Genomic DNA, 12,877 nt, shown 5'->3' on the forward strand with positions numbered 1-12,877 from the left:
CAATCGCGATGGACGAAGGTTTACGCTTCGCTATCCGTGAAGGTGGCCGTACAGTTGGTGCTGGTGTTGTTGCAACTATCGTTGAGTAATATCAACAGATAGAGCTTCACAGCTTATAAAAAGGTCGCCTAGGCGGCCTTTTTTAATGTCTGTAGAAAGCTATCAGCTGTCAGCTTTCAGACGTCAGATTCGATCGGTGGGGTTGTTTAGTGTGGTGTCTCGCTCAGCATTCGGCCTGTTCATTCTTCGGGTAGGTTGGTTTGAGCGCAGCGAAACCCAACGTAAGCAGAGATGTCAGCTTTCAGACGTCAGATTAGATCGATGGGGTTGTTAAGTTCGGTGTCTCACTCAGAAATAAAATACCGTAGGAGGCACTTTAGTGCCGAATTAGAACCATTCTTACAATTAGGCTTGAGCTAGACTCTTTAAACTTTACTCTCGCTAACTCGCTAACTCGCTAACTCGCTAACTCGCTAACTCACTTCCAACATAAAGCCTTATGTTTTCAGCATTTGTGCGCTGAGTGAATATCATGGTATTCGCTGTGTGTATCAGTAATTGTTGCTGCTTTTTTTCGAGTTTTAATTCTGCGCTAAGTAGCTCTTTGCGAATGGTGGGGTAGTCTGAAATCTCGGCTTGAATGGTTTTAAGGTAGGCGCGTGTGGCTCTTAGGGGCTGTAAAGCCTGTTGATCAAATGTAGCAATGCACAATTCAAGCTCACTCAGTTGAGAGGGGGTTACAGCCAGCTCTAAAGAATCAAGATAATAAAGCAGCAGGCACAGGTTTACATTTTTGCCTTGCTGGTCTTGATAGCCTAGTAGCTTGGTTTGCATGCCGTCTTTGCTGTAAAGCTGACATGCAAACTGCCAAAACTGTTCGCTGTTAAGCGGTTTCATCGGCAAAGGCCTGCTCTTTTTCTTCAAGCTCTTCAAGTGCCATAAGCAGCTCTTCTTCAACGTTATTAAGCTTTGGGGTTAAGCTTGCTTGCTTAGTGAGTAGCTCTGTCAGTTTTGCTTTATTCTCATCACTGTATAAATCATTGTCGGCAAGTGCGTTTTCGATTTCTCCAAGCTCTGTAGAGTACTTATCAAGTTGCTTTTCCAGCTTGTCGATTTGCTTTTTCAATGGCTGCACTGACTTTCTGAACTCAGCTTCTAAGCGCTTTTGCTCTTTGCGGTTAACGCTTGAATGGGCTTTAGGCGCATTGTCTTCAGGGCTTTTTGCGGCTTCTTTATTGGCATTCAGTAGCCATTGGTAATAGGCATCAAGGTCATAACCAAATTGTGTTACTTCGCCGTTATCAACGAGGTAATACTCATCAGCGGTGTTTTTAAGCATATGACGGTCGTGCGATACGGTCACCATAGCGCCTTCGAAGCCTTGTAGTGCCATTACTAAGGCATGACGCATTTCTAAATCGAGGTGGTTGGTTGGCTCATCCAGTAACAGTAGGTTTGGCTTTTGATATACCAGCATTGCCAGTACTAAACGGGCTTTTTCACCGCCAGAAAATGGCGTAACTGGCTCAAGTGCTTTATCGCCAAAGAATGCAAAGCCGCCTAAAAAGTCACGTAGTGACTGCTCTGGAGCTTGTGGATTTAAACGTTGTAAATGGGTCACTGCACTGGCTTTTAAATCAAGTGACTCAAGCTGATGCTGCGCAAAGTAACCAATATTTAAGCCCTGATGCTGAAATACTTCACCTGCTTGAGGTTGTAAATCGCCAGCTAATAATTTAATCAGTGTTGATTTACCCGCACCATTTCGGCCAAGCAGCGCAATACGGCTACCCGGCACAAGGTTTAGCTTAATGCTGTGTAAAATGGTGGTGTCGCCATAGCCTGCTTTGGCTTGGTCGAGGGTCATTAACGGGTTTGGTAGCGCTGTTGGCTCGGCAAACTCAAAATCAAAAGGTGAGTCAACATGGGCTGGGGCTAACTTTTCCATCCGCTCTAGGGCTTTTACGCGGCTTTGTGCTTGCTTAGCCTTACTAGCTTTTGCTTTAAAGCGCGTAATGAACTTTTCTAGGTGAGCAATTTGTTCTTGTTGCTTTTCGAACATCGCTTGTTGTTGTAATAATCGCTCTGCTTTTTGGCGTTCGAATTGTGAGTAATTGCCTTTATAAACATTTATTTTTTGTGCGTCTATGTGCCAAATTTGGTCAACTACGGCATCTAAGAACTCTCGGTCATGGGAGATAAGCACTAGAGTGCCTGTGTAGGCTCGTAAAAAACGTTCTAACCAGTAAACCGCATCGAGATCTAAGTGGTTGGTTGGCTCATCCAGCAGTAATAAATCGGCATCACGAATAAGTGCTTGTGCTAAGTTTAAGCGCATACGCCAACCACCAGAAAAGGCACTCACTGGGTTGTCTATTTGCTCATTACTAAAACCTAAACCGTGTAATAGCTCACCAGCTTTTGCTTCAATGCTATAACCTTGAATATGTTCTAGGCCAATATGTGCTTTTGCCTGCGCATCGCCGTCGTTATTTTGCTCAGCTTCGCGAAGTGCAATTCTTAGCGCGTAATATTCAGGATGACCTTGTAATACATAATCGAGGGCACTGATTTCGAGCGCAGGTGTTTCTTGCTTTACAGAGGCAATTGACCAGTCTTTAGGAATTTGGCATTCGCCGGCATCGAGTTGCAATTCAGACTTTAGTAGCGCGAACAGCGTTGATTTACCACAGCCATTAGCGCCCACAAGGCCGACTTTATGCTCTGGGAATAAGGTGGCAGAAGCCCCTTTTAGTAAGGCGTTACCACCACGTAGAAGTTCGATGTCTGAAATTTGGATCATGAATGTTTACTTGCACAGCACTGATTAAATTGCCGCTATCATAACACGGATCACATTAGCCTTCGCAATCGTATCAAACAGAGAATTATTAGGCTAAAATAGCCGCCTACATGCCACGGGAGATCATCTATGAGACAAAGAAAACGCTTTATTGCTGGAGCATCGTGCCCTGAATGTAAGGCCATGGATACCATGATGCTTTATAAAGAACATGATGTGGAAAAAGTGGAGTGCGTACAGTGTGGTCACAAAATGACGCAACCAGAGCAGGCAGTTCAGGCCTCAACGCGTCAATTCGAACAAGTGATTGGTGTGTTCAAGCCGGGCGATTAATACCCGGCTCTATTCACCTGATTAATAATGAGGTGGAGGCGGCTCTTGAAGCTGTGACATTAAAGAAGGCTGCTGCGCTTCTTTAATCTTTTCTGCAAGTAACTCAGTCTGGCGTTTCATTTTTGCCAGCTGCTGTTGGTGCGCTTTAAGCTCATCATTCAATATTTCAATTGTTTCATCTTGAAAAGCGACTTTTGCTTCAAGTTCCATTAAACGATGTTCAATTGTATTCATTTGATTCTCTTAGATTAAAACTTTCAGCGAATCCGCTGGAGCTTTCGGTTAATAACGCTTGGTTGTTATCAGTAAACGCAACATCTAACACCACGGCTGATTTCGGGCGGCTTCCTTCTCGAGGAATCACTTGCCACGTATGTAACTTTTTACCTGACTCTAGCTGCCATAAATCGACCAATCGATTGGGTGAACCTGTTGCAAGTAAAGTGCCCTCATCATTAAAACGGACGGCGGTAAAAATTTTCTGACGCGCAATATACGCCAGTTTGCTAACAAGATCACCTGTAGTCAGTTGCCATACATTTGCTTGCTTCATACTGTCTGCGGTAAATGCGTATCGACCTTGTGGATCAAGGGCAACTTGAGTAACGCGACTTGGGTGGTTAAAGCGATGGATCACTTGCCCTGTGCGAGTGTCCCAAAAGTAAGCTACATAGTCATTTGAGCCGCTTATGGCGTAGTGGCCGTTAGGTGAAAGGTCAACAACATTGACTTTTTCTTGGTGGCCAAGGAACTCTATGCGTCTGCCACTCTCTAAGTCGATGTAAACGACTACACCGTCGGCGCGGCCATATAACACACTGCGCCCTTGGTTACTTATCGCGATATCTCGAATTGTTGAGGCGTGTATTTTGTAATAACCCGTGTTGTTGCCCGTGGCAATGTCCCACACTGCAAAGGTGGACTTTTCAGCGGTCACTGCATGGCTATTGTCGTAAGAGATAGCAACAGTATGAACCAAGCTATCTTGATTTTGTTGTTGAAACCATTGGTATTTTAGCACCTGTTGTTGATTATCCCACAGTGCGACCCCATGGTGTATTGATGAGATTAAGCTGTATTTGCCATCGTGCGACAGCGCACTGGCGAAGGCACCTTTAGCCGCATGCTCATAGCGTGCAGTTGATTGCTCATGTTGCTCAGAGCACGCTACAACTAAGCAAAGGCTGAGCAGATACAAAAAAGTACGAAATATCGACATATTACGAGTATTTCCCCTTAACTCTTAGTGATTGAGAGGTTAGACTAGGTCTCGTTGAAGGCCTAGGTTGTTAGTCTAATCGCTGATCATGCATAAGCATGACATTAGTTATTAGACAAGCAGCCTACCATGTAGGTCGTTAATCTTTAACTAGTAATAATACAATAATTGACAACTGCAAAGTGTGTCGGAGATATAAAATGAGAAAGACGATTAAATTGTCATTGATTGCAGCGTCAGTTTTAGCGCTTACAGCTTGTAATCAGGAAGCAAAAAAAGAACAGCAAGTTGAAGTTAAACTAGAGACTGAAGCTCAGCAACAAGCATACGGTATTGGTGCGTCTGTTGGTAACTTCTTAAACCAAGACCTTGCTGATAAAAAAGCGTTAGGTGTTGAACTAGACGAAGCGCTTCTTAAGCGTGGTTTTGAAGACGCGCTAGCAGGTAACGCTAAACTTGATGACGAAAAAATTCGTGAAGTGTTAACGGCGCTTGACCAAAGCATTCGCACTAAACAACAAGAAAAAGCGAAAGTAGAAGCTGAGAAGAGCAAAGCTGAAGGCGAAAAATTCCTAGCTGAAAACGCGAAGAAAGAAGGCGTGACAGTAACTGAATCTGGCCTACAGTACGAAGTGATCACTGAAGGTGAAGGCGAAAAGCCAGTAGCAACTGACGTTGTTAAAGTACACTACAAAGGCACTTTATTAGACGGTACTGAGTTCGATAGCTCTTACTCACGTAACGAACCAACTACGTTCCCACTTAATCGTGTGATCCCAGGTTGGACTGAAGGTTTACAATTAATGCCAGTTGGCTCTAAGTACAAGTTCACTATTCCATCTGAACTTGCATATGGCGAGCGTGATCTTGGTAAGATCCCAGCTAACTCAACGCTTGTTTTCGAAGTAGAATTACTTGAAATCCAAAGCGATGACAAAGCTGTACCAGCTGAGTAATATTAAACTCAATAAAAAAGGGCCGATTGGCCCTTTTTTTACGCATGAAGTTTATTAACTAAATGCCGTTTCTTTCATTTTTAATGTGCCACTATCAGCATCAAGCTCAACCACAGTGCCAACAGGCAAGATAAATTGGCGCTTAATATGGCCAATCATAGCTCCACGATAAGCAGGAATTTCCAGCGGTTTTATATAATCTGCAAAAATATCGTCAAGGGTTAAAGAGCCATAACCACGGCCAGGCTTACAGTCATTACAATCGCCAAACACAAAGCCCGCAATTTTATCAAGTGCGCCCATGAGTTTGAGTGTGCTCATCATTCTGTCAATTCGATACGGCGCTTCGTCGATATCTTCTAAAAATAAAATTGCGCCATTAAAGTCAGGTAAATAATTCGATCCTGCAAGGGCTGTCAGTACCGTTAAGTTACCGCCGATTAATCGTCCAGAGGCTTTACCTGATGTGATTGTTTGGGTCAGGTACTGAGTGTTAACAAGCTCATCATCGGCTTTTGGTAAGTTTTGGAAATGCATCAACTTACGCGCTTCGAACATGTTCTTAAATTGCGCGACATGAAACGGGTTCCAGTCACTCGATGCATTTGGGCCATGGAAGCTGATTAGCCCAGCTTGAGAGAGTAGTGCATTGTGTAGAGCGGTAATGTCCGAATAGCCCATCAGAGGTTTTGGGTTGTTACGGATCATTGCGTAGTCGAGCAAAGGTAAAATACGGGCAGCGCCTGAACCGCCACGTAAACACAAAATGGCATCAACCTCTTTGTCACTGAATAAACTGTTTAAATCGCCGGCTCGCATTACATCAGTGCCAGCTAAATGACCGCGTCTTGCTAAAATGTTTGGTGCAAGCTTAGCCTTGTAACCCAGTGCCTCTATAACGCCTTTTGCTAGTATGATATCAGCCTGTTCAGCAGTGGCTGCTGACGGGCTACACACACCAATTGTGCCGCCTTTTTCCAGCGCTTTTGGCTTAATTAATGTTTGGGTACTGCTATTCTGAGCAGCCATTAAAGGAGCTGATGTTAAACTTGCGCCAGCAGCAAGGATTGAAAGTGACTTTAAAAATGACCGTTTATTCATAGCGAGCCTCATGTTTTTATAGTATGAGTATCGCATTGAAGAAAATATTTCAAATATTTGTTACGAATGGAATAGATGATTCTTTTTAGGCAGGCAAAAAAAGTGTTTTTCAGCAGAGAGTGTTTCTCTGCTGTGCAACTAAGCTGTTAGCTGGTGTGATTAGAATATAAGTTATCGATTAACTCATCTTCTAATTCAAAGCGTAATTCAAGCGCTTCACCTAATGTTGATAAATCTTTATCAAACTCATCAAGCAGGTCGTCTTGCTCTACTTCTGCGTATTTGTCGTTAAAGTCGAGTGCTACATCTGTGGTTTCAGAAATGCGCGGGTATAAGGCATTAGCCAGCTTTTGGCTTTCAGGACCTTTTTCTTCACACGCTTTGGCAATGTCGTCGTAAATTTCGAAATGGCCAGCAGAAAGGTAATCCATCAGAATTTGGCAAAAGTTTTGAATTTGCAGTTGATCAGGAAGGGCGTGATCTTTCTTTTCGTACGGTGAAAAGCCTGCAATACGGCAGAACAACACAAGCAGCTCTTGACGTTCTGTGAGCCATTTGTCGATTACAGAGTGACTACCACCCCATTTTTGTTGAGCTTTTTCCAAACGCGTCAGCATATTTCATCTCCTCGCTGAGTAGGTTTTCCTTTGTATATATAAAAAGGAAATATGACACAAAGATCAACTAAATTCTTAGTGTCTAATTGCAACAGATTGTAAAAGTCATTCTAAAGACATACTTTTCAGCATTGAATAGGCCAAAAAATGACCTTGTTTTTAGAGTGGACTTTTTTTGCTCTCATTGCAGTGTATGGGAATTGATTCAAAACTACTAGTATTAATTTTGCAATTTTTATCTAAGCGGATGAGTTGTAATTTGCTGATTTAGAAAAGAAAAAACCACCAAAATTGGTGGTTTAATTCTTTTTCTAAGACTTGTTAAAACAAGCGTTCTTATTATTATGGGAAGATTGTTGTTCTTATTGTTATAAGATTTTTATTATTGTTTTTGTTAACGCGGTGTAAGTTATACCAAGCTTTTTTGTATGTTGCAAATTTATTAATAGAAAGTTTTAAATTTATTTTGTTTTCGCTCAAAAAACGCACATTAGGCTTAGGTTGGCTGAAAAAACATGATCTATATCTAGCCTTGATTATCTATCCATAGTGAGACGCGCAATATGGTGATACAATCTGCTCAATTTCATTCAGTTCTAGGATTCTATACGCATGAGCGAATTAAAAAACGATCGTTATTTACGTGCACTACAAAAGCAACCTGTTGATGTCACACCGGTATGGATGATGCGCCAAGCTGGCCGCTATTTACCTGAATACCGTGCTACACGTGCCCAAGCAGGCGACTTTATGAGTTTATGTAAAAACGCTGAACTTGCTTGTGAAGTAACGTTACAGCCATTACGTCGTTATCCGCTTGATGCTGCAATTCTATTCAGTGATATTTTAACTATTCCTGATGCTATGGGCTTAGGTCTTTACTTTGAAACAGGTGAGGGCCCGAAATTCGAACGTCCGATTTCTTCATTAGCAGATGTTAAAAAAATCCCAAAAATCGATCCAACTGATGAGCTTGGTTATGTAATGAATGCGGTAAGTACGATTCGCCGCGAATTAAAAGGTGAAGTACCGCTAATTGGTTTCTCTGGTTCACCTTGGACACTTGCTACTTACATGGTTGAAGGTGGTAGCAGCAAAACATTCGGTAAAATCAAGAAAATGGCCTTTGCAGAACCACAAACACTGCACCTATTACTTGATAAATTAGCGGACTCAGTAATCGACTATTTAAACGCGCAAGTTAAAGCGGGCGCGCAATCGTTAATGGTATTTGACTCATGGGGCGGTGTATTAAGCCCACGTGATTACAATGAGTTTTCATTACAATACATGCACAAGATTGTTGATGGCTTAATTCGCGAACATGATGGCCGTAAAGTGCCTGTGACGTTATTTACTAAAAATGGTGGTCAGTGGATTGAAGCAATTGCAGCAACAGGCTGTGATGCAGTAGGTCTAGACTGGACTATTAACATCGGTGATGCAAAACGTCGTGTTGGCGATAAAGTCGCGCTACAAGGTAACATGGACCCAGCAATGCTGCATGGTACGCCTGAGCGCATTCGCCAAGAAGTTGCCACTATCCTAGAAGACTTTGGTACAGGTTCTGGCCATGTATTTAACCTAGGTCACGGTATTACACCAGATGTAGACCCAGAAAACGCAGGTGTATTTATCAACGCCGTTCATGAATTCAGTGGTAAATACCACAAGTAAGCAAAAGCTAGTCATAAAAAAGCCCGCATTAAGCGGGCTTTTTTGTAAGTTACTTAAACAAACGATTTAAACCATTTAGTGCAGCTACGCGATAGGCTTCAGCCATAGTCGGGTAGTTGAACGTGGTATTTACAAAGTAATCAATGTTATTACCGCCGTTCTTTTGTTCCATAATAGCTTGACCGATGTGAACGATTTCAGAGGCACGCTCACCGAAGCAGTGCACACCCAGTACTTCTTTGGTATCAACATGGAATAAAATCTTTAAGCTACCGACCTCAGTGCCAGCAATTTGCGCACGCGCTAAATGCTTAAATTGAGCACGGCCCACCTCGTAAGGGACTTTTGCTGCTGTTAACTCTTGCTCGGTTTTACCCACTGAGCTCATTTCAGGGATTGTATAAATACCTGCTGGGATATCAATGATCAGCTTTTCATCACAGTTACCACATGCAATCGCATCGGCTGCAATACGGCCTTGGTCAAATGCCGCACTGGCAAGGCTTGGGTAACCTATTACATCGCCCACAGCATAAATGTTATCGACTTCTGTTTGGTATGTTTCGTTCACCTTAAGCTGGCCACGACCATCTGCTTTTAAGCCCACGGCTTCAAGGTTTAATGTGTCTGTGTTACCCGTACGGCCATTGGCAAATAAAATACAGTCAGCTTTTACGCGCTTACCTGATTTTAAGTGCATTACCACACAATCATCGCGAGTTTCTACGCGATCAAACTCTTCATTATGACGAATAACAATGCCGCTATTCCAAAAGTGATAGCTCAGAGCATCTGAAATTTCTGCATCCATAAAGGCAAGTAAGCGGTCACGGGTATTCACTAGGTCAACCTTGGCGCCTAAACCTTTAAAAATAGAGGCATACTCACAACCAATTACACCAGCACCATAAATCAGCACACGATGAGGGTCATCTTCAAGGCCTAAAATGGTATCGCTGTCGTAAATACGTGGATGTTTAAAGTCTACACCCGGTGGACGATAAGGGCGCGAGCCAGTAGCAATAACGATTGTTTGTGCAGTAAGCGTTTCAAATGAACCGTCTAGGTGCGTTACTTTAATGGTGTGTTTATCAATAAACTCAGCATCACCTTGATACATATGAATGCGGTTACGTTCATAAAAGCTGCTACGTAAATTAGATTGCTTTGAGATGACGTTACTTGCGTGGCGCAAAATATCTGGGAAAGTTAAGCGGTTAGGGCGCTCACTAATATTAAATAGCGGGTTTGCTTTATATTCAATATAACGACTTACAGAATGACGTAATGCTTTTGACGGAATAGTACCCCAGTGCACACAGCCGCCACCTACCGCTTCTTGGCGCTCAATAACAGCGACTTTTTTGTTGCTTTTAGATAGGTTCATGGCGGTACCTTCACCGCCAGGACCTGTACCTATGATGATTGCATCATATTGATAAGATGGAGTATCTTTTTGCTTTACTTGTTGTTTGGCCACAGCCGCTCCTATGTTAACTAAAAGAGGCTTTTAACAACCTCGCATTTAGTGCAAGCCAAGCCTGCTTTTGGTTTTCCCAAGCGGCTTCAAGCTCGTGATATTGTGTCATTAATGCTGATTTTTCACACTGTTTCATCATTTTGTTGCGTTTGATTTCTAACACGCGTTTTTGCAACGCACAGAAGTGTTGCAGGTTTTTTCAGCAGTAAATCGTACTCAGATTGTAATAATGTAAGCTTATCTTGCGCTAAAGGCAATTTTGCAAGGCGACCTTGGGTCTTACTCATCAAGGTTTCTGCTTTGGCTTTTTCGATTCGCTCAATCGGTGTGCGCTTTAATTTTGAAGCAAGACCGATTGCCGCTAAAGAGCGGATCATCCATTTAGTTGGATCATAGTGATACCACTTAATGCCATTGCGATAGTCGCTAGCAAAAATGTGATGGAAGTTATGATAGCCTTCACCGTATGTGAATAGCGCTAAAAAGCCATTATCACGGGCGGTGTTTTTTTCTGTGTATGGACGTGAGCCCCAGATATGTGCCAGCGAGTTGATAAAAAAGGTAAAGTGTTGGCTCAATACTAAGCGCAGTAAACCAACCAATAATAACATGCCCCATACATCGCCAAGCATTAAACCAAGTAGTAAAGGAATACCAAAATTAGTCGCGACGACTAACTTCATATAGTGACGGTGTTGCCACATAACGACTTTGTTTTTTTGTAAGTCACGGCAGTTACTGTAGTTACCGTATTGTTCGCCTTGATAATCGCGCAGCATCCAACCGATGTGGCTATACCAAAAACCATTGGTAGCGGCGTAAGGGTCTTTGATTGGATCATCAACTTGACCATGGTGAATACGGTGATCGCTACTCCAGTGCAAGGCACTATTTTGTAATGCAAAAGCACCACCTAAGGCTAAAATCACTTCAATAACAGGATGCACATCATAGGCTTTGTGTGCCCACAAGCGGTGATAACCTGCAGTAATAGAAAGTCCGGCGTAGAACATACAGCCAACAAAGGCTATCCACTGTGTACTGGTGTATCCGTAGCTAAAGCCATACCAAGGAACAAGGGTGATCGCGGCCAAAAATGTAAGGCTAAAAAATAGCACATTGGTCCAAATAATCGGTGGTTTTTTCATCTGAATAAATCTCGGCGTACAGTTGTACGCTAAAATAGTGTTTCATTCTCTCCGCGTCAAGTATTAGACTGTCTCATTAACCGAAAAATCATTAAAAGTTCACGCTGGGAGTTTCCATGTCGGGTGTTAGAGCGCAACAGAAACAAAAAACACGACAAGCACTAATCGAGGCCGCATTCAATCAATTGAGTGCCGATCATAGTTTTTCTAATTTAAGTTTGCGTGAAGTTGCCCGTGAAGCAGGGATTGCACCCACCTCTTTTTACCGCCACTTTAAAGACATGAATGAGCTCGGTTTGACCATGGTTGATGAAGCCGGTTTGACACTTCGCCAACTTATGCGCCAAGCGCGTCGCCGTATTGAGAGCGGCGGTAGTGTGATCACGACATCAATCGTGACCTTTATGGAGTTCATCGATAACTCGAGCAACCAATTTAGATTGTTATTGCGTGAGCGTTCAGGAACTTCAAAAGCATTTCGTGCTGCGGTTGCTCGTGAAATTAAACATTTCATTTTAGAGCTTGCGCATTATCTTGAAAGTGAAACACCATGCGACCCAACTCATGCATATATTCAAGCCGAAGCCATGGTGACTTTAGTATTTAACGCCGGTGCCGAAGCCCTCGATATTGAAGGGACACAACGTGAAGAACTGGTTGAGCGCTTGATCTGGCAATTACGCTATATTGCTCGCGGTGCCACTTTGTATGGTCGTGATAATAAAGGTAGTGTAGAAAAAACTGTCTAAAGCATGGTGGATTTTTGTTCCTGTTTTATGTATCTTTCGCTGCCAAATTAAGTAACTGTTTTTAGTTATTCATTTACCTCACAATATGAATAAATAGCGAGGACGCATATGCTCACCAAGGATCCGGTGAATGATACTCATGCCCACTTTTTAGTACAGAGCGAACAAACAACGGTAAAAAACAGCCCAAGCTTTCGAGAGCTGAGCCGCAGTTTGTTATATTCGTTACCGAAAAGTCTGCAAAAGAAAATTCAAGATAACCTGCTTGGCGTATTAGACGCTCATCAGGTCTCACAATTTCGAGATGATAAACGCTGCCAGTTTTGGATTAACCAAAATGGTTGGAAGCGAGTTCCTTACAGTCAGTTTCGCCATGTTTATAGCCGAATTGCGCTATACCCAAAAAGCGCTACTATTTCAAAGATCCATAGCTCAGAGGCTGATAGCAATGCAACATCAGTTGATTTGAGAGACCAACAAGCTAGGCAATTACAAAGCAACGACAACGAAGGACAGCCCAACAGGATAGAGCAACACATTATTTATACTCGTCGAGTTATCTACAGAGCTGTAAATTCTCACAATCAACTATATCGACTGTAGAGCTAAATATTTTCTTTACGTTTTCTAGTTACAGATTGCTCGATCATTATTTTATTTATCATGTTTAATACATTGAATTGGTATTTTTATTTGTTTTATGTTGACTTGTTGGCTTAAAAAATCTTTTGATGGTGTGTTTTTATCGATTTTGTGGAAAAATTATGCTTGCAAGCTGGTTTTTTGAATGTTAA

Annotated in this window: 12 protein-coding genes and 2 pseudogenes; 6 read left to right on the forward strand and 8 right to left on the reverse strand. The window is 42.5% G+C overall.

Going from position 1 to position 12,877, the window contains the following annotated elements; translation table 11 throughout:
• A pseudogene (locus C2M25_RS19440) lies at positions 1 to 89 on the forward strand (elongation factor Tu); the annotation flags it as partial.
• A gap of 376 nt (positions 90 to 465) precedes the next feature.
• Here the strand turns inward: C2M25_RS19440 and C2M25_RS19445 are convergent.
• Positions 466 to 897 carry a TIGR02444 family protein gene (locus C2M25_RS19445; protein ID WP_105174388.1) on the reverse strand — a complete coding sequence of 144 codons (432 nt, stop codon included), beginning with the start codon at positions 895 to 897 and terminating at the stop codon, positions 466 to 468.
• Positions 884 to 2,803 (reverse strand): ATP-binding cassette domain-containing protein, encoded by a 1,920-nt coding sequence (locus tag C2M25_RS19450; protein WP_105181936.1) that lies wholly within the window; start codon positions 2,801 to 2,803, stop codon positions 884 to 886. Before C2M25_RS19450 ends, C2M25_RS19445 begins: the two co-directional genes overlap by 14 nt.
• Before the next feature lie 129 nt (positions 2,804 to 2,932).
• Here C2M25_RS19450 and C2M25_RS19455 point away from each other — a divergent pair, with 129 nt between their 5' ends.
• Entirely contained in the window at positions 2,933 to 3,136 is a 204-nt protein-coding gene (locus C2M25_RS19455) for a YheV family putative zinc ribbon protein (protein ID WP_054554491.1), read from the forward strand.
• Between the two features lie 21 nt (positions 3,137 to 3,157).
• Here the strand turns inward: C2M25_RS19455 and C2M25_RS19460 are convergent, their stop codons facing one another.
• Positions 3,158 to 3,370 (reverse strand): SlyX family protein, encoded by a 213-nt coding sequence (locus C2M25_RS19460; RefSeq protein ID WP_063702531.1) that lies wholly within the window; start codon positions 3,368 to 3,370, stop codon positions 3,158 to 3,160.
• Positions 3,357 to 4,355, reverse strand: coding sequence for a WD40 repeat domain-containing protein (locus C2M25_RS19465; RefSeq protein WP_105181937.1), 999 nt, complete (start codon positions 4,353 to 4,355; stop codon positions 3,357 to 3,359). Before C2M25_RS19465 ends, C2M25_RS19460 begins: the two co-directional genes overlap by 14 nt.
• A gap of 200 nt (positions 4,356 to 4,555) precedes the next feature.
• On the opposite strand from C2M25_RS19465, the gene fkpA reads away from it, so the two are divergent.
• On the forward strand, positions 4,556 to 5,311 hold the full coding sequence (gene fkpA / locus C2M25_RS19470) for an FKBP-type peptidyl-prolyl cis-trans isomerase (RefSeq protein WP_063702527.1): 756 nt from the start codon (positions 4,556 to 4,558) through the stop codon (positions 5,309 to 5,311).
• Positions 5,312 to 5,365: 54 nt separating this feature from the next.
• On the opposite strand, the gene C2M25_RS19475 is transcribed toward fkpA, so the two are convergent.
• On the reverse strand, positions 5,366 to 6,412 hold the full coding sequence (locus tag C2M25_RS19475) for a S66 peptidase family protein (protein ID WP_199775198.1): 1,047 nt from the start codon (positions 6,410 to 6,412) through the stop codon (positions 5,366 to 5,368).
• Between the two features lie 146 nt (positions 6,413 to 6,558).
• Positions 6,559 to 7,029 carry a sigma D regulator gene (gene rsd, locus C2M25_RS19480; protein ID WP_105181939.1) on the reverse strand — a complete coding sequence of 157 codons (471 nt, stop codon included), beginning with the start codon at positions 7,027 to 7,029 and terminating at the stop codon, positions 6,559 to 6,561.
• 612 nt (positions 7,030 to 7,641) lie between these two features.
• On the opposite strand from rsd, the gene hemE reads away from it, so the two are divergent.
• Entirely contained in the window at positions 7,642 to 8,706 is a 1,065-nt protein-coding gene (hemE, locus tag C2M25_RS19485; RefSeq protein WP_063702520.1) for a uroporphyrinogen decarboxylase, read from the forward strand.
• 49 nt (positions 8,707 to 8,755) lie between these two features.
• Here hemE and sthA read toward each other — a convergent pair whose 3' ends face one another.
• Together sthA and C2M25_RS19495 are read right to left on the reverse strand one after the other, a co-directional pair.
• Entirely contained in the window at positions 8,756 to 10,186 is a 1,431-nt protein-coding gene (gene sthA, locus C2M25_RS19490) for a Si-specific NAD(P)(+) transhydrogenase (RefSeq protein WP_054562900.1), read from the reverse strand.
• Between the two features lie 13 nt (positions 10,187 to 10,199).
• A pseudogene (locus tag C2M25_RS19495) lies at positions 10,200 to 11,334 on the reverse strand (acyl-CoA desaturase).
• Between the two features lie 116 nt (positions 11,335 to 11,450).
• Here C2M25_RS19495 and fabR point away from each other — a divergent pair.
• Entirely contained in the window at positions 11,451 to 12,083 is a 633-nt protein-coding gene (gene fabR / locus C2M25_RS19500; protein ID WP_105181940.1) for an HTH-type transcriptional repressor FabR, read from the forward strand.
• A gap of 108 nt (positions 12,084 to 12,191) precedes the next feature.
• On the forward strand, positions 12,192 to 12,686 hold the full coding sequence (locus C2M25_RS19505; RefSeq protein WP_105181941.1) for a hypothetical protein: 495 nt from the start codon (positions 12,192 to 12,194) through the stop codon (positions 12,684 to 12,686).
• The last annotated feature ends 191 nt before the right edge of the window (positions 12,687 to 12,877 follow it).

The sequence above is a fragment of the Pseudoalteromonas sp. T1lg21 genome, from assembly GCF_002964625.1.
Taxonomy (GTDB): domain Bacteria; phylum Pseudomonadota; class Gammaproteobacteria; order Enterobacterales; family Alteromonadaceae; genus Pseudoalteromonas; species Pseudoalteromonas gelatinilytica.

Bases quoted from the DNA above. Each gene is read 5' to 3' on its own strand.
- C2M25_RS19465 (WP_105181937.1), bottom strand. From the start codon at position 4,355: ATGTCGATATTTCGTACTTTTTTGTATCTGCTCAGCCTTTGCTTAGTT.
- C2M25_RS19455 (WP_054554491.1), top strand. From the start codon at position 2,933: ATGAGACAAAGAAAACGCTTTATTGCTGGAGCATCGTGCCCTGAATGT.
- hemE (WP_063702520.1), top strand. From the start codon at position 7,642: ATGAGCGAATTAAAAAACGATCGTTATTTACGTGCACTACAAAAGCAA.
- fabR (WP_105181940.1), top strand. From the start codon at position 11,451: ATGTCGGGTGTTAGAGCGCAACAGAAACAAAAAACACGACAAGCACTA.
- C2M25_RS19460 (WP_063702531.1), bottom strand. From the start codon at position 3,370: ATGAATACAATTGAACATCGTTTAATGGAACTTGAAGCAAAAGTCGCT.
- rsd (WP_105181939.1), bottom strand. From the start codon at position 7,029: ATGCTGACGCGTTTGGAAAAAGCTCAACAAAAATGGGGTGGTAGTCAC.
- C2M25_RS19475 (WP_199775198.1), bottom strand. From the start codon at position 6,412: ATGAATAAACGGTCATTTTTAAAGTCACTTTCAATCCTTGCTGCTGGC.
- fkpA (WP_063702527.1), top strand. From the start codon at position 4,556: ATGAGAAAGACGATTAAATTGTCATTGATTGCAGCGTCAGTTTTAGCG.
- C2M25_RS19450 (WP_105181936.1), bottom strand. From the start codon at position 2,803: ATGATCCAAATTTCAGACATCGAACTTCTACGTGGTGGTAACGCCTTA.
- C2M25_RS19445 (WP_105174388.1), bottom strand. From the start codon at position 897: ATGAAACCGCTTAACAGCGAACAGTTTTGGCAGTTTGCATGTCAGCTT.
- C2M25_RS19505 (WP_105181941.1), top strand. From the start codon at position 12,192: ATGCTCACCAAGGATCCGGTGAATGATACTCATGCCCACTTTTTAGTA.